Consider the following 15195-nt stretch of genomic DNA (forward strand, 5'->3'; position numbering starts at 1 on the left):
GGTGGCTCCGCCCCTACGAGCAACCCATGCACATCAAAGAGCTCGTCCTTGACGGATTCAAGAGCTTCGGGCGCAAGACCCGAATCCCGTTCTACGAGGACTTCACGGTGGTCACCGGCCCCAACGGGTCGGGCAAGTCGAACATCATCGACGGCGTGCTGTTCGCGCTCGGCCTCGCGCGCACGCGAGGTATCCGAGCGGAGAAACTGACGGACCTCATCTACAACCCCGGACACGCCGGCGACGACGCCGGCCGCGGCGGCGGCACGAAGGAGGCCAGCGTCACCGTCGTCCTGGACAACTCCGACGGCAAACTCGACCGCTCGCAGGTGGTCAACGCCGCCGGCAGCGACGACGTGGGCGACGTGTCCGAGATACGCGTCAAGCGCCGCGTGAAGGAGACGGACGACAACTACTACTCGTACTACTACCTCAACGGCCGCTCCTGTAACCTCTCGGACATCCAGGACCTCCTCGCGCAGGCCGGAATCACGCCCGAGGGCTACAACGTCGTCATGCAGGGCGACGTGACCGAGATAATCAACATGACCCCGTACCAGAGACGGGGCATCGTCGACGAGATAGCGGGCGTCGCCGAGTTCGACGCGAAGAAGGAGGACGCCTTCGGCGAACTCGAAGCCGTCGAGGAGCGAATCGACGAGGCGGACCTGCGAATCGAGGAGAAGCAGTCCCGCCTCGACCAACTCGAAGACGAACGCGAGACGGCGCTGAAGTACCAGTCGCTCCGCGAGGAACGCGAGGAGTACGAGGGCTACCTCAAGGCCGCCGAACTGGAGGACAAGCGCGCCGACTTAGAGCAGACGGAGTCGAAGGCAGAGGCGAAAGAGACGAAGCTCGAATCGCTCCGCGAGGAACTCGACACGCGACAGGGTCGGGTCTCTCGCCTCGAATCCGAGTTAGAGGAACTCTCGAAGGAGATAGAGCGGAAGGGCGAGGACGAACAGCTCCGAATCAAATCGGAGATAGAGTCAGTCAAAGGCGAGATAGACAGGCTCGAAAACGCCATCGAGGCCGCCGAGGACCGCATCGACGAGGCCGAGACCGAACGCCGGAAGGCGTTCGTCGAACTCGACCGCAAGCAGGAGAAGATAGACGACGTCGAGGACGACATCCGCGGCGTCAAGGTCGAGAAGGCGTCGGTCAAATCCGAGATCAAGTCCAAGGAGACCGAACTCGCCGAAGTCGAGGCCGAGATAGCCAGCGTGGACACCGAGTTCGACGAACTGAAAGAGGAACTCGCAGAGCGGAAGTCGCGACTGGAAGAACTGAAGACGGAGAAGAACGACCTCCAGCGCGAGAAAGACCGGCTCCTCGACGACACCCGACGACGCTCCTCGGAGATTTCGGAGACGCAGGAGAAGATAGCCGAGGTCCGCGAGGAACTGCCGGAGTTGAAGGCGAAGCTCTCGGACCTGCACTCGGAACTCGACAAGGCCGAGAAGAACAAGGCGAAGATAGACGGCGTCATCGAGGACCTGCGCGAGGACCGCTCGGCGCTCAAATCCGACCTCGACGAGGTGGAGGAGGACCTGCGCTCGAAGCAGTCCGAGTACGCCGAACTGGAGGCCCGCGCGGGCGAGAACGGCGACACGTCGTGGCCGCGGGCGGTCACGACCATCCTCAACTCCGGACAGTCGGGCGTCCACGGCACCGTCGGCCAACTCGGTTCGGTGCCGGGCGAGTACGCGACGGCGTGTGAGACGGCCGCCGGCGGGCGTCTCGCGCACGTCGTCGTCGACGACGACGGCGTCGGCTCCTCCTGTATCGACTACCTGAAGTCCCGGAACGCGGGGCGGGCGACGTTCCTGCCCATCACGAAGATGGACGACCGGGGACTGCCGTCGAAACCGAACCGCCCCGGCGTCGTCGACTTCGCGCGCAACATCGTGGAGTACGACGCCGAGTACGAGCCCATCTTCTCGTACGTCCTCGGTTCGACGCTCGTCGTCGAGGACATGGAGACGGCCCGGTCGCTGATGGGCGACTACCGGATGGTGACGCTCGACGGCGACCTGGTGGAGCGCTCCGGCGCGATGACCGGCGGTTCGGGCGGCGGCTCTCGCTACTCGTTCTCGAAGTCCGGGTCGGGCCGACTCGAACGGCTGGCCGTCGAGATTTCGGACCTCGAAGACGACCGGCGCGACCTCGAACAGGAGATTCGCGAGGTCGAGTCCACGCTCGACGACGCACGCGAGAAGGCCTCTGACGCCGCCGACCGGGTCCGGTCGGTCGAAGCCGACATCGAACGAGCCGAAGAAAGCGTCGAGGAGAGAGAAGACGAGATAACGCGCCTCGAAGACCGCATCGAGGAACTCCGCCAGAAGCGCGCCGAGGTGGACGAGGAGATGCAGTCGCTGGACGAGGACATCGACGCCGTCGACGCCGACATCGCGGACGTGCAGTCGGACATCGACGAGTTGGAGGCCGAACTGGCGGACTCGGAGATTCCCGAACTCACGGCGCGGGCCGACGAGATTCGCGCCGACATCGAAGAGCGCGAGGACCGGATGGACGAACTCGACGGCCGCCTCAACGAACTCCAACTGGAACAGGAGTACGCCGAGGACGCCATCGAGGACCTGAACGAGACGGTCGAGAGCGCACAGGAGCGGAAGGCGGACGCCCGCGACCGGATAGGCGAGGCGGAGGCGGCCATCGAGGAGAAGGAGGCCGTCCTCGAAGAGAAGCGCGAGGCCGTCTCCGACCTCGAAGCGGAGTTGAAGGAGCTGAAGGCCGAGCGTTCGGACCTCCGCGAGGACGTGCGCGAGGCGAAGTCCGAACGCGACGAGCAACGCGACGCGGTCGACCGGGTGGAGTCGCGCGTCGAGAGCCTTCGGGAGAGCGCCGAACGCCTCGCGTGGGAGATAGACGAACTCGAATCGCAGGTCGGCGACTACGACCCCGAGGAGATACCCGACCACGACGAGGTGCAGGAGAACATCGAGCGGTTGACGGGGAAGATGGAGTCGTTAGAGCCCGTCAACATGCTCGCCATCGACGAGTACGACGAGGTGCAGGAGAGCCTCGACGACATGCAGGAGCGTCGCGACGTCCTCGCCGAGGAACGGCAGGGCATCCAAGAGCGCATCGAGCAGTTCGAGGCGCAGAAGAAGGCGACGTTCATGGAGGCGTTCGACGCCATCAACGAGAACTTCACCGACATCTTCGAACGCCTCTCCGACGGGACCGGCGAGTTGCACCTCGAGAACCCCGAGGACCCGTTCGAGGAGGGGCTGACGATGAAGGCCCAACCCGGCGACAAGCCCATCCAGCGACTCGACGCCATGTCCGGCGGCGAGAAGTCGCTGACGGCGCTGGCGTTCATCTTCGCCATCCAGCGGCACAACCCCGCGCCGTTCTACGCGCTGGACGAGGTGGACGCGTTCCTCGACGCCGCCAACGCCGAACGCGTCGGCGAGATGGTGGACGACCTGGCGGGACGGGCGCAGTTCGTCGTCGTCTCGCACCGCTCTGCGCTGTTGGAGCGCTCCGAACGCGTCATCGGCGTCACGATGCAGGGCGACAACGTGAGCGCGGTGACCGGCATCCAGTTGAGCGACGACGAGGACGAGGAGGCCACGGAGGCGACGGCCGATGACTGAGGGAGCGCCCGTCCGCGAGGCGGTGATGCCCGACGACGTGGACGTCCCCGACGGCGACGACTCGGAGGTCGAACCCGTCGAACTGCTCGTCCAACTGGCCGAGGAGGGCGAGATAGACCCGTGGGACATCGACGTGGTCGAGGTGACGGACGCGTTCCTCGACCGCCTCGACGCGACGGACCTGCGGACATCCGGGCGTGCGCTGTTCTACGCCTCAGTCCTGCTCCGGATGAAGTCCGACGCGCTGTTGGAACCCGACGCCGAGCAGGAGGAACCGGAGATGGAACCGTGGGAGATGGCGCTGGAGGGCGGCGGCGAGATGGCCGGCGGCGACGACGGCGGGCCGGGCGGCTTCGACCCGGTGGACGCCCTCGAAGCCGAGATGGACCGCCGACTGGAGCGCAAGCACGCCCGCGGCAACCCCGAGACGCTGGACGAACTCGTCCGCGAACTCCGGGAGGCCGAACGCGAGTCGTGGTGGAAGCGCCGCCGCGAGTACGACACCTCCGACTCCCCGCGCGGGTACAGTCGCGGGACGCAGACGCTGGACTACCGCTCCGCGGACGAGTTGCGCGCGGACGAGGAACCGACGGCCGCCGACGTGACGGGGACGGCCCACACCGAGGACATCGAGTCCTCGATAGCCGACGTCGAGGCCGCGCTCCGCGAACAGTACGGCAACGGCCGCGACGAGGTGCTGTACGCGGAGATTCGGACGGTGACGACGACGCCGGTGACGACGTACCTCTCGCTTCTGTTCCTCTCGCACCGCGGCGTCGTCCGCCTCCAGCAGGACGACCTGTTCGGCGACCTGTGGGTGCAGGACCCCGAGGCCGTGGACCCCGACGACGCGGGCGACGACGGCGTGGAGACCGAAGAAGAAGAGGAAGCGGTCGAAGCCATCGCCGACTGAACCGGCCGCCCGAGTGGGGTCCCTCTGTTCCGTCAGCGCCGTGTCGTCTCGCTCCCGTTCGCCGCACTCGCCGGCGTCCTCGTGGCCGGTTCCGCCTCGACCCGAACGGCTACGAGCGACCCGCCGAGAACGCCGTCAGACGTCTCCCGCGAGGACGTCCGCGACCCGTCGGTGGTCGAACAACTGCTCGCCGGCCCCGAACTCGGGATAGTCGTCGCCGCTCTCGTACTCGGGCCACGCGCCGAACTGGTCGGGGTAGAGCTGTTTGGCGGTCATCTCGAGTTGGAAGAGGTTCATCAGCGGCCCCTGCCACCGCGTCCCCTGCGGGTACACCCGGCCGTTCCGGACGGCGGTCAGTTCCCCGCCGACCGGGTCGTCTTCGAGGTTCTGCGTCAACGTTCCGAAGTCGAACGTGTCCGTGACCGTCCACAGCGCGAGGACGACGTCCGGGTCGGCCTCCGCCAGCGCCTCCATGTCGACCTGCGCGAACGGCCCCGAGAACTCCTCGCCGCCGAACGCGTCCGTCGCGCCGAGCGGGCGGGTGTGGGAGTTCCAGTAGCCGGGGGCGTTCAGACGGAGCCGGTAGATGGAGGAGAGGTCCTCCGAGATGGAGAGGTACGCGACGGTCGGCCGCTCCGACTCCGCCGGGAGCCCGTCTTCGACGGTCTCGAGGAGGTCGTCGTGAACGGACGCGAGCGCCTCGTACCGCGAGCGCTCCCCGTAGAGGGCGGCGACGCGGCCGAACGTCTCCCACAGCGTGTAGTACTCGTACTCGTCGGCCCACTCGTCCGGGGGGCTGGCGTGATAGCTGCTGTAGTAGTTCCCGAGCCACGGCCCCACGTTGTCCGCGACTTCGTCGACGTCGTCCCGGGTCCAGTTGTCCTGCGTCGTCACCCACGCCGGGTCCACGAGGTGGAGGTCGCTGTCCAGTTCGTACAGCCGTTCCTTCGAGAAGCCGTACTCGGTCGCCTCGTCGGCCCACTCGACGTCGAAGCCGTCGAACTCGGCGGTGAAGTAGTCGAGGCCTGCGGCGGTTCCCTCCCACCAGAGACTGTTGACGGTGTCTCCCCGACCGAGTGCGCTGGCCATGTCCGGGAACCACGGGAAGTGCGTGAAGACGTTCTCGGGGGGCGAATCGAGCGTGACGCTCCCGACCGGCGCCAGTTCGGTCGCGTAGTTCGACTCCGCCGTCGCCGTCTCCGATTCGGTCTGCTCGGCCGTCACCGCCTCGGTCGTCGCCGTCTCGGAGTCGGTCGCTGGCGAACTCGTCTCGGTGGTCGCGTCGGAGTCGCCGGAACAACCGGCGACGAGTCCCGCGCCCACGAGGGCGCCGGTCCGCTTCAGATACGTTCTCCGCGTGGGTGTGTCGGCCATCTGTTTTAGGTAGGCCTAAACAGAGGTAAATGAGTTCTGGTTCGCGTGAAACGGCGCGTTCCGGGCGGTCAGTCCACGTAGCGGCCGATGAGGGGGCCGAGATCGGACTTCACGTCCTCGGGGATGGCCTCGTCGGGGGTGTTGATGGTCCCCTCCAGCGAGGTGTGACACGGACACTCGTGGTCTTCGGGGATGGCCTCGATGGCCGCCTCCACCGTCTCCTTGATGGCCGTCTCGTTCTTCGCGGCGTTCTTCAGCACCTCGTCGAGGGTGACTTCGCTGTCTTCCTTCCAGACGTCGTAGTCGGTGACGCCGGTCACCGTCGCGTACGCCATCTCCGCCTCGCGGGCGAGTTTCGCCTCCGGGATGGTGGTCATCCCGATGACGTCCCAGCCCTGTTCGCGGTAGAACTCGCTCTCCGCGCGCGTGGAGTACTGCGGCCCCTCGATGCAGACGTAGGTGCCGCCGCGGACCACGTCCGCGTCCGTCGCGTCTTCGGCGGCGTCGGCGAGAATCTCGTTCAGTTCCTCGCAGTAGGGGTCGGCGAACGGCTGGTGGACGACGACGTCCTCGTCGAAGAACGTCAGGTCGCGGTGTTTCGTCCGGTCGTATATCTGGTCGGGAATCACGAGCGTCTGCGGCGGCAGGTCCTCGCGCAGACTGCCGACGGCGTTCGACGCGAGGACGTGCGTGACGCCCATCTCCTTCAGGGCGAAGACGTTCGCGCGGTACGGGAGCGTCGTCGGCGAGCGCTGGTGGTCCGGACCGTGCCGCGGGACGAAGACGACTTCGCGGCCGGTGTCGCCGAACTCGCCGACGGTGAGGGGTGCGGAGGGTTCGCCGTACGGCGTCTCGACGTCGACGGTGCGCGTGTCGTTGAGGGGCAGGGCCTCGTAGATGCCGCTGCCACCGATGAACCCGATGGTCATACTCGTCCCTGCGGGGGAGAGGACGTAAAACGTGGCGGGTCGCGGCGGGTGCGCGGGTCGGTGCCACGCCGCTCAGAACAGCAGTCCCGTCTCCAGTAGCGCGATGACCGCCGTGAGGAGGGGGACGCTGACCAGCGTCGTGACGAAGACGGCAGTCGAGACGAACTGCGCGACGGGGACGCCCGACACCGTCCCCTCGGAGAACTCGGCGACGAGGATGATGGGGGTCACCGCCGCCGGCATCGCCGTCTCCAGCACCACCGTCTTCGCCACCGTCGGGTCGGAGATGCCGACGGCGAGGACGGCTCCCAGGCCGACCACCGGGGCGACGACCATCTTCAGCGCCGTCGCGACGCCGACTTCGCGCAGGGTCGCGCCCACGTCGGTCCGCGAGAGTTGGACGCCGACGATGAGCAGCATCAGCGGGATGGAGGCGTCGCCGACGAGTTTCAGCGTCACCATCGCCGTCGAGTCGGCGGGCGGGACGACGCCGAGTCCCCGCGCGAGGAGGGCCGCGACGACGGCGTAGACGAGCGGAATCCGGAAGACGCGCTTCGCGCCGGCCAGTCCGCCGCTCCCGCCGCCGCGGGAGGCGATGAAGACGCCGAGCGTGTAGATGAGGACGCCCTGCACGGAGAGGAAGACGACGGCCGTCGCCCGCCCCGCGTCGCCGAACGCGAAGTTCGAGACGGGGATGCCGTAGTTGCCCGAGTTCGAGAACGCCGAGACGAGGACGAGTGCGCTCAAGAGGGGGTCCGTCTCCCCGAGGAGGCGGCCGACGCCCTCGGCGACGACTATCATCACGAGGTGGTAGGCGGTCACCGCCGCGACGATGCCGACCAAGGTGGACCCCGCCAGCGTCGTCGTCGCGAGACTGTGGAGGACGAGTGCGGGCGCGAGGACGTAGACGACGACGGTGTTCAGCGGGTCGGTGTCGACGTCCTTGGTGCGACCGAGGGCGAACCCGACCGCCCCGACGGCGAGTATCGGGAGGATAGCCGTGCCGAAGATAGAGAGTAGCGAAGCCACGTTCGGGTCTGTCCCGGCACGCTCTCAAACGCTTCGGAGACGGCGCGGCTTACCCGTAGTCGACGAGGTTCCGTCACTCCCCGTCGTCGCCGGTTCCCGACGCGGTGGCGTCGGTACCGGGGTCGTCGGCCTCGCTCGCGTCCTCGTACAGTCGCACCATCCGGTCGAAGAACGCCAGCATGACGACCACCGAGACCACCGTCCCGAGTGCCGTCCGGACCGGTCTTCGCGCGGCCGCCGCCCCGAGCGTGTACAGGTACACCGGAGCGGCGAGTACCGCGAACGCCGTCTCCGGCCGCGACGAACGGAGGCCCCGGTCGAGCCAGACCCGTTCGCCGCGCACGACGCGCGTGGCCCACGCTCGGTCGTCGGCGGGCGGGGAGAACAGCAACGGGTTCACGGCCACGAACAGGAGCGTTCCGACGAGCAGTCGGCGGTCCCGGCGGTAGACGCTCGGGACCAGCATCGGATACGCCCCGACCAGCGTCCAGACGCTCCCGGGGTTCTCGTGTCGGGACCAGAAGAAGCGGTCGACGGGGCTCGAACGCTGGGTCACGGTCTCTCGTCCCCGCTTCGTGGGGACGGGTAGTAAGTGCGCGCCTTCGTCACGTCACGCGCCGACGCCGTCGTTCTCGACGAGTCGCCACTCGCCGTCGGGCGTCGCCTCGGCGTAGCCGCGGCGTTCCATCTCGGCCATCACCTCGCTCATCCGGTTCGGCTGGGCTATCTCCATCTCGATGCGGTCGACGTCGTGGTACTCCGCGAGGAAGTGGCGGACCGACTCCACGTCGAACGTCTCCCGGTCGGCCTTCTCCATGACGCCGGTCGTGAGGTCGATCATGTCCTCGATGAAGTTCCACGGGTAGACGACCCACGCCCACTCTTCGAGGCGTTCGCCGACGAAGTCGGGTTCGAACTCGCTGCTCTGGAGCAGTTGGAGCGTCGCCGTCCGGACTTCGCCCGCGTCGCGTTCGGTCACGTACTCGTAGGCGCGTTCGATGGACCCGCCGGTGTCGGCGATGTCGTCGATGATGAGCACGTCTTTGCCCTCGACGCTGCCCTCCGGCATCGGGTAGCGCACTTCGGGTTCGCCGGACTTCTGGGCCGTTCCGACGTAGTGTTCCATCTTCAGGCTCGTCAGGTCGTCCAGTCCGAGGAAGTCGCAGATGCACCGGCCCGCGAACCACCCGCCGCGCGCGAGTGCGACGACCACGTCCGGTTCGAATTCGGCGGCCTTCACCTGGTCGCTCACGTCGCGGCACCGGCCGTAGATATACTCCCAGTTCGTGATCGTGCAGTTAAACTCGTCGGGGAGGTCGCCCATGGGCTTCGTTCACCACTACACGAACGGGGCGTTGCCCCCTTTAACGTGTCCGTCTCGCCTCGCGCTCGTCAACTCGACGGACGTTTCACGACCCCTACCTATCCGCTACCGAGCACATACTTTTATACGACCATGTTGTATGCCAACATACAACAGGATGTGACGACCCATGTACACCTGCAACAACTGCGGCGAGTTCGTGACCCGTGACTTCGTGCGCGTCTTCGGCGACACCGAGGACGAAGTGTTCGGCTGCCCCTCGTGCATGAACATGCGCGAGGTGATGGAGGGCGAGGCGTCCCGCCCCGGCGTCGCCACGGAGTGACGCCGCCGTCCGTCGCCGTTCGAGACGCCGACGTCCGGGTCCCGAAGCCGTCGCCGGTGGGAGGGCGACGGGCGGAGGGGACTCGCTCGAACCGCCGGGATTCTTACCCGCGAGGGCCGTCGAGGGCTCTATGCAGACTCGTCGTACGCTCCTCGTCGACGCGTTCTCGGCCGAACCGCTCGCCGGCAACGCCGCCGGCGTCGTCCCCGACGGTGACCTCGCGACCGAACAGATGCGGGCCGTCGCCCGAGAACTCGCCGTCAGCGAGACGGCGTTCGTCCAGTCGTCGAGCAGTGCGGACCGCCGACTTCGCTTCTTCACGCCGACGCGCGAGATAGACCTCTGCGGGCACGCTACCATCGCCGCGCACGCGCACCTCCACCGCGACGGCGTCGTCGACGCCGGCACGCACACCGTCGAGACGAACGTCGGCGTCCTCGACGTCGACGTCGAAGCCGACGGCACCGTCTGGATGACGCAGGACGCGCCGAGCGTCGACCGCGTGGAACTGGACTACGACAGACTCGGCGACGCCCTCGGCGTCGACCCCGCCGCGTTCCGCGACGTGGGCGCGTCCATCCCGCCGGCCGTCGCCTCGACGGGCCTCCCCTTCCTCGTCGTCCCCGTGAACTTCCTCGAACATCTCGGCGGCGCGGACCCGGACCTGCCCGCCGTCGAGGCTCTCACCGACGAGTACGACGTCGCCGGGGTGTACGTCTTCACTTTCGACGCCCTCGAGGCGGACTCGACGCTCCACGCGCGGATGTTCGCCCCCGGTATCGGCATCCCCGAAGACCCCGTCACCGGCACCGCCAGCGGTGCCTGCGGCGCGTACCTCCGCCACGTCGACGCGTTCGACGGCGACGTCCCCGACGAGATGGTCTTCGAACAGGGTCACTTCGTCGACCGACCCGGTCAGGTCCGAGTCCGCGTCGATACCGACGTCCGAGTCGGCGGCCGGGCAGTCACCGCCCTCGACGGGTCGCTCTCGATTCCCCCGGTCCAAGACGACGACATTCTCGAAGCCTGACGGTACCAGATACGTACCATCAATATCAGGATATAATACATTCGGGATTGTGTTGATTACGTAGTGACACGAGACGCCATCGTGAACGAGCGGTTCGTCGCGTTCGCAGACGCGGTACGGCGTCGCATCCTCACGTACCTCTCTCCGGCGTCGAACGGCCCCGACGAGATAGATTTCGACGCGCTGGTGTCGAGGCTCGTCGCCGACGACGAGTCGGGGCTGAACTCGCCCTCGGTGGCGAGGCTGAACCTCGTCCACGTGCACCTGCCGAAACTGGAACAGGCCGACCTCGTCGAACGTGACGGCGATACGATACGACTCACCGTCGCGCCCGACGTGGTGGCCGACGGACTCGACCTCGCGAATCGGTTCGAGACGGCGTAGCTCAGCCGATGTACCGCAGGTCGTCGTCGCTCATCCCCTGCTGTTGGTTCTGCATCTCCTGAATCTTGCCGACGACCTCCTTCATCTCCTCGGCGCGTTCCTCAAGCGACTCGAAGCCGACTTCGAAGCCGATGGCCTCCTGCAGCACTTCGAGCACCACCTGAGCGCTCTGGGGGTCCACGAGGTAGCCGCTGGTCTCGCCCATCAGACAGGCGACCGAGAGGCCGCGACGCTCGCCGAGTCCGAGGAGGAGGCCGCTGACGCCGACGATGCCGCCCGCGGGTTCGTCCTCGCGGAACTCCACGCCGGCGTCTTCGAGCGACGCCGCGTCGTCGGCGTCGGTCACCGCACCGAGGACGGTCGGTTCGTCCACGAGTTCGCCCGTCGGGACGCCGCCGAGGGCGTACCCCTCCTCGACGCCGAACTCCTCGGCGACGTCGAGGAACGTGTCCGTGAGGTGGTAGTGGCCGGCGTTCGACTGCGCCTGGTGGTCGCCCGTGAGGACGAGCAAGTCCCGGTCGCCCGCGTCGACGGCGTAGAACTCCGCGCGGGCCAACTCCGCGACGCTGTCCTCGTCCAGCGTCACCTGCGGTGGGAACTCGTCGGCGTAGACGTACCGGACGGGTTCGCTGTCGAGTTCTTCGAGAAGGTGTTCGACGGCGAGTTTGCCGACGTGACCGACGCCCGGCAGTCCCTCCACGAGGACCGGGTCACGGAGGTCCGGTTCCGCGAGCGTCTCCACTTCGATATCTTCCATGCCCCTATTCCCGAACGCGGCGTTTAAGAGCGCGTCGGTACTCTCCGTACGGGTCCTCGGGGTTGAACGGAGCCGGCGCGCTGTTGACGGCGTCCGCGCCGCAGTCGGGACAGGTGTCAGAAAGCGTGTAGACGGGCCGCTCGTGCGCGTCGCGCCACGCGCTACAGACCCGGATGTCCGACTTCACGGTCCTACTCGTCGTCTTCGTGCCGTTCGCGGTGGAAGTCGCCGGTGCCGCCCTCGGCCTCGATGACCGACTTCGCGCGTCCGGCGGCGTCTTCCAGCGCCGTCTCGGCCGTCTTGTAGTCGGGCGCGCGCACCTTGATGCGGTACTCGGGCGCGCCGACGTAGGTGACCTCGAGCTGAATCTCCTCGGGCACGTCGTCGCCTTCGGCGGCCTTCAGCGCCTCCTTGATGTGGTCGACGCCGTCGCCCGTCGGACACCGGATGTCGACGTAGCCGGTGACGTTGACGTACGGCACCGAGACGTTCTGTCGGGCCGTCTCGACTATCGTCTCGACCTCGTCGTCGTCGAGGTCGACGTCGTCGAGGGCGGCCGCGCCGTGGATGGCCGCCTGCTCGAAGCCGTCGTAGAGCGTCTCGTACTCGGCGAGCACGGCGTTCGCGATGGCGCTGTACTCCTCGTCGGAGACGTCCTCGCCGAACGCGAGACTCATCCACTTGTCGGCCTTCTGCTCGTTCTTCCACTCCTGGATCTTCTCCTTGCGCTGGTGCTCGTTGACGTCCTTGATGGAGAGGTCTATCTGCTGGGACCCCGTGTCGACGTCGAGCACCTTCGCGACGACCGTCTGTCCCTCGCGGACGTGGTCGCGGACGTTCTTGATCCAGCCGCTGGCGACCTCGCTGATGTGGCAGAGACCGCGCTTGTCTTCGTACTCTTCGAGGTCGACGAAGACCCCGAAGTCGGTTATCTCGTCGACCTTTCCGACGACGAGTTCACCGCTGTCGGGCCAACCGCTGTACTTCATTTGTAAATACCTCCAGAGGGGAGCTTACGCCTCGGCAGAGCGTCGTTCGACCGTCTCGACGACTTCGCCGTGAATCTCGGCGTCACCGCCGGTCGGCGTCGCCAGCGTCGTCCCGCAGACGGCGCAGTTGACGACGGACGAGGCCTTGCCGAAGACGACCTGTTCGTTGTCGCAGTCGGTGCACTGAACGAGGTAGAAGTTACCCGCCATGAGTTACTCCTGGAACTCCAGTCGGCCGGCGCGCCAGCCCTCGCGCATGTGGGCCTTGCCGCAGTCCGAGCAGATGTACTTCAGGTGGGTCTTCTTCGTCGGCTTGTCGCCACCGGGAACCTTCGAGAACTTCCCGGCGTTCCCGATGACCGCCTTTCCGCGGCGGGTCTGACGGGCGTTCCACTTCATCCCCGTCGGACGTCCGGTTCGGACTTTCTCGACCTCGTGTTCGTGGTGCCCGTTGCAGTTCGGGCAGTACGTGTTGAATCGGCGTGGCATCTGCATAGATATCGACCTTGTGCGTGTTTCGACACGGCCCGTTAAAACCCGTTTGGTTCGCGGACGCCGCACGAACCGCCGTGGTGAGGTTTCACGTACCCGCTCGCCGCTCCGCGCCCGCGGCGTTCATGGGGGCGCGACCGACTGGGGCGACCGACCGGGCGCGACCGACCGAACTCGACGACCGAGGTGAGCGACGCCCCGCCGTATCAGTTCCATACTCGTCGGTCGCGCCGGTAATGGACCGCATACTTACCATCCAAACCGCCGTTGGCCGACCCGAGGCCTATGTCACGATGAGACGGCGGGCGCTGCTCGGCGGCATCGCAGGGACGGTGCTGGCCGGCGGTCTGGCGAATCGGCGAACGAACTGGGGGAGCAACCGGCCGGCGACGAGTGCGCTCGAAACCGGGCCGTCGGTTCGCCTCGAACCGGTCGCGACCGGGTTCGACCAGCCGCTGGCGTTCGAGTCGGTCCCCGGGCGACCGGAGCGGTACGTCGCCGACAAGACCGGTCGCGTCCACCTCCTCGACGGCGACGGCGTCCGATCCGACCCGTTCCTCGACGTCAGCGACCGGATGATGGAACCCGTCTCGTGGGAGCAGGGGCTCCTCGGGTTCGCACTGCACCCGGAGTTTACGGACACCCGACGGTACTACGTCCGCTACAGCGCACCGCGACGGCCGGGCACGCCGTCCGGCTACAGCCACACGTTCGTCCTCGCGGAGTTCACCGCGACGGCCGACCTCCGAGACACGGTTCCGGGGTCCGAGCGGACGATTCTGGAGATTCCACAGCCGGGGCGGAACCACAACGCGGGGGCCGTCGAGTTCGGTCCGGACGGCCACCTCTACGTCGCCGTCGGCGACGGCAACCACGGCACCGGCGACGGGGGTCGGGGGCACGCGAACGACTGGTATCTGCTGAACAGCGGCGGGAACGGACAGAACCTGACGGACAACCTCCTCGGGAGCGTCCTCCGCATCGACGTGGACGCGGACGCGGACCCGTACGCCGTCCCCCCGGACAACCCGTTGGTCGGTCGGAGCGGACTCGACGAGCAGTACGCGTGGGGGTTTCGCAACCCCTACCGGATGTCGTTCGACGGCGACGACCTGTACGTCGGCGACGTGGGCGTCGACCGGTTCGAGGAGATAAACCGCGTGCGGCGGGGCGGGAACTACGGCTGGAACGTGCGGGAGGGTTCCCGGTGTTTCAGCAATCGGCTCGCGATGGCAGCCCTCGCGAAACTGACGGGCGGCAAGCGCTCGTACCCGGCGTGTCCGACGACGACGCCGGCGGGCGACCCCCTCGTCGACCCCGTCGTCTGCTACCCCCACCGGCGCGAGGGGACCGAACTCGGCGCGGCCGTCGTGGCGGGCTACAGGTACCGGGGAGAAGCGGTCCCCGCGCTGGAGGGCGGGTACGTGTTCGGCGACCTGCTCGGCTCGCTGTTCGTCGCGACGCCGAGCGACCGTTCCGGCGACCTGTGGCCGATGGCGACGCTCGACCCCTCGACGCCCGGGGCGGACCCGTTCGCGGAGTCGGTCCTGTCGTTCGGCCGCGACGCCGACGGCGAACTGTACGTCCTGACGACGGCGTTCGCGCCGGGGTCGGGGCGGGTGTATCGGTTCGGCTCCGCCGCCGACTGACCGCTCTCGCCGTCGACCGACCGCGCCGCCCCCCGCGCCGAACCGTCTCCGAAGCCGTTAAGCCGCGACTGGCCGAAGCGTCGGGCATGAAGAAGGTCATCATCCGCGGCGACCCCGGCATCCGGCGGGGTGCGACCATCGAACTCGACGGCGAGGAGGTAATCTGCTTCTCCATCGACCGGCAGGGTGACTACCACGGTCCGGACACCCCCCAACTGTGGTGTACGGTCGGTACCGAAGACGAACGCGAAGCGTTCGAGAAGCGCCAGTTCGTCCCGCACTTCCTCGACGTGGAGACCATCGACGCCGACGCCATCACCGTCGTCTCCGACCGCGGCGCCTCGGCCTGACGACGGGCCGGCCCGCCCGCCGCGAGA

At 67.4% G+C, this 15195-nt stretch carries 17 protein-coding genes; 7 read left to right on the forward strand and 10 right to left on the reverse strand.

Annotated elements, in window-relative coordinates:
* The first annotated feature begins 26 nt into the window (after positions 1-26).
* Together smc and BM310_RS04530 are read left to right on the forward strand one after the other, a co-directional pair.
* Positions 27-3623: a chromosome segregation protein SMC gene (gene smc, locus BM310_RS04525; protein ID WP_089805015.1), complete on the forward strand. Its 3597-nt coding sequence runs from the start codon at positions 27-29 to the stop codon at positions 3621-3623.
* Positions 3616-4536: a segregation/condensation protein A gene (locus BM310_RS04530; RefSeq protein ID WP_089805017.1), complete on the forward strand. Its 921-nt coding sequence runs from the start codon at positions 3616-3618 to the stop codon at positions 4534-4536. The genes smc and BM310_RS04530 overlap by 8 nt, the downstream gene beginning before the upstream one ends.
* Before the next feature lie 135 nt (positions 4537-4671).
* Here the strand turns inward: BM310_RS04530 and BM310_RS04535 are convergent, their stop codons facing one another.
* The 5 genes from BM310_RS04535 to BM310_RS04555 all read right to left on the reverse strand — a co-directional run bounded on the left by BM310_RS04535 (position 4672) and on the right by BM310_RS04555 (position 9192).
* Positions 4672-5910: an ABC transporter substrate-binding protein gene (locus tag BM310_RS04535; RefSeq protein WP_089805019.1), complete on the reverse strand. Its 1239-nt coding sequence runs from the start codon at positions 5908-5910 to the stop codon at positions 4672-4674.
* Positions 5911-5978: 68 nt separating this feature from the next.
* Entirely contained in the window at positions 5979-6839 is an 861-nt protein-coding gene (mtnP, locus tag BM310_RS04540; protein ID WP_089805021.1) for an S-methyl-5'-thioadenosine phosphorylase, read from the reverse strand.
* Between the two features lie 72 nt (positions 6840-6911).
* Entirely contained in the window at positions 6912-7868 is a 957-nt protein-coding gene (locus tag BM310_RS04545; RefSeq protein WP_089805023.1) for an AEC family transporter, read from the reverse strand.
* Positions 7869-7941: 73 nt separating this feature from the next.
* On the reverse strand, positions 7942-8424 hold the full coding sequence (locus BM310_RS04550; protein WP_089805025.1) for a DUF6653 family protein: 483 nt from the start codon (positions 8422-8424) through the stop codon (positions 7942-7944).
* A 54-nt stretch (positions 8425-8478) separates the two neighbouring features.
* Positions 8479-9192, reverse strand: a complete 714-nt coding sequence (locus BM310_RS04555; protein WP_089805027.1) for a phosphoribosyltransferase — start codon at positions 9190-9192, stop codon at positions 8479-8481.
* A gap of 169 nt (positions 9193-9361) precedes the next feature.
* Between BM310_RS04555 and BM310_RS21230 the strand changes: the two genes are divergently transcribed.
* From BM310_RS21230 to BM310_RS04565, 3 genes are all read left to right on the forward strand, one after another.
* Positions 9362-9517: a DUF7563 family protein gene (locus tag BM310_RS21230; RefSeq protein WP_177232528.1), complete on the forward strand. Its 156-nt coding sequence runs from the start codon at positions 9362-9364 to the stop codon at positions 9515-9517.
* Positions 9518-9647: 130 nt separating this feature from the next.
* Positions 9648-10547 carry a PhzF family phenazine biosynthesis protein gene (locus tag BM310_RS04560; RefSeq protein WP_089805030.1) on the forward strand — a complete coding sequence of 300 codons (900 nt, stop codon included), beginning with the start codon at positions 9648-9650 and terminating at the stop codon, positions 10545-10547.
* 63 nt (positions 10548-10610) lie between these two features.
* Positions 10611-10931 carry a DUF7344 domain-containing protein gene (locus tag BM310_RS04565; protein WP_089805031.1) on the forward strand — a complete coding sequence of 107 codons (321 nt, stop codon included), beginning with the start codon at positions 10611-10613 and terminating at the stop codon, positions 10929-10931.
* Position 10932: 1 nt separating this feature from the next.
* Here the strand turns inward: BM310_RS04565 and BM310_RS04570 are convergent, their stop codons facing one another.
* The 5 genes from BM310_RS04570 to BM310_RS04590 are packed head-to-tail and all read right to left on the reverse strand — an operon-like array spanning position 10933 to position 13172.
* Positions 10933-11688, reverse strand: a complete 756-nt coding sequence (locus BM310_RS04570; protein ID WP_089805033.1) for a proteasome assembly chaperone family protein — start codon at positions 11686-11688, stop codon at positions 10933-10935.
* Positions 11689-11692: 4 nt separating this feature from the next.
* A complete protein-coding gene (locus BM310_RS04575) occupies positions 11693-11875 on the reverse strand; it encodes an RNA-protein complex protein Nop10 (protein WP_089805035.1) in 183 nt (60 codons plus the stop codon).
* A 4-nt stretch (positions 11876-11879) separates the two neighbouring features.
* Positions 11880-12677, reverse strand: coding sequence for a translation initiation factor IF-2 subunit alpha (locus BM310_RS04580; RefSeq protein WP_089805037.1), 798 nt, complete (start codon positions 12675-12677; stop codon positions 11880-11882).
* Positions 12678-12701: 24 nt separating this feature from the next.
* Positions 12702-12887 (reverse strand): 30S ribosomal protein S27e, encoded by a 186-nt coding sequence (locus BM310_RS04585; protein ID WP_089805039.1) that lies wholly within the window; start codon positions 12885-12887, stop codon positions 12702-12704.
* Positions 12888-12890: 3 nt separating this feature from the next.
* On the reverse strand, positions 12891-13172 hold the full coding sequence (locus tag BM310_RS04590; RefSeq protein WP_089805041.1) for a 50S ribosomal protein L44e: 282 nt from the start codon (positions 13170-13172) through the stop codon (positions 12891-12893).
* 290 nt (positions 13173-13462) lie between these two features.
* Here BM310_RS04590 and BM310_RS04595 point away from each other — a divergent pair, with 290 nt between their 5' ends.
* Together BM310_RS04595 and BM310_RS04600 are read left to right on the forward strand one after the other, a co-directional pair.
* Entirely contained in the window at positions 13463-14818 is a 1356-nt protein-coding gene (locus tag BM310_RS04595) for a PQQ-dependent sugar dehydrogenase (RefSeq protein WP_245778430.1), read from the forward strand.
* Between the two features lie 86 nt (positions 14819-14904).
* Entirely contained in the window at positions 14905-15168 is a 264-nt protein-coding gene (locus BM310_RS04600) for an HAH_0734 family protein (RefSeq protein ID WP_089805044.1), read from the forward strand.
* Positions 15169-15195 lie beyond the last annotated feature (27 nt).

The sequence above is a fragment of the Halogeometricum rufum genome, from assembly GCF_900112175.1.
GTDB classification, from domain to species: Archaea; Halobacteriota; Halobacteria; order Halobacteriales; family Haloferacaceae; genus Halogeometricum; species Halogeometricum rufum.

Bases quoted from the DNA above. Each gene is read 5' to 3' on its own strand.
- smc (WP_089805015.1), top strand. From the start codon at position 27: ATGCACATCAAAGAGCTCGTCCTTGACGGATTCAAGAGCTTCGGGCGC.
- BM310_RS04530 (WP_089805017.1), top strand. From the start codon at position 3,616: ATGACTGAGGGAGCGCCCGTCCGCGAGGCGGTGATGCCCGACGACGTG.
- BM310_RS04535 (WP_089805019.1), bottom strand. From the start codon at position 5,910: ATGGCCGACACACCCACGCGGAGAACGTATCTGAAGCGGACCGGCGCC.
- mtnP (WP_089805021.1), bottom strand. From the start codon at position 6,839: ATGACCATCGGGTTCATCGGTGGCAGCGGCATCTACGAGGCCCTGCCC.
- BM310_RS04555 (WP_089805027.1), bottom strand. From the start codon at position 9,192: ATGGGCGACCTCCCCGACGAGTTTAACTGCACGATCACGAACTGGGAG.
- BM310_RS21230 (WP_177232528.1), top strand. From the start codon at position 9,362: ATGTACACCTGCAACAACTGCGGCGAGTTCGTGACCCGTGACTTCGTG.
- BM310_RS04560 (WP_089805030.1), top strand. From the start codon at position 9,648: ATGCAGACTCGTCGTACGCTCCTCGTCGACGCGTTCTCGGCCGAACCG.
- BM310_RS04570 (WP_089805033.1), bottom strand. From the start codon at position 11,688: ATGGAAGATATCGAAGTGGAGACGCTCGCGGAACCGGACCTCCGTGAC.
- BM310_RS04580 (WP_089805037.1), bottom strand. From the start codon at position 12,677: ATGAAGTACAGCGGTTGGCCCGACAGCGGTGAACTCGTCGTCGGAAAG.
- BM310_RS04585 (WP_089805039.1), bottom strand. From the start codon at position 12,887: ATGGCGGGTAACTTCTACCTCGTTCAGTGCACCGACTGCGACAACGAA.
- BM310_RS04590 (WP_089805041.1), bottom strand. From the start codon at position 13,172: ATGCAGATGCCACGCCGATTCAACACGTACTGCCCGAACTGCAACGGG.
- BM310_RS04595 (WP_245778430.1), top strand. From the start codon at position 13,463: ATGAGACGGCGGGCGCTGCTCGGCGGCATCGCAGGGACGGTGCTGGCC.
- BM310_RS04600 (WP_089805044.1), top strand. From the start codon at position 14,905: ATGAAGAAGGTCATCATCCGCGGCGACCCCGGCATCCGGCGGGGTGCG.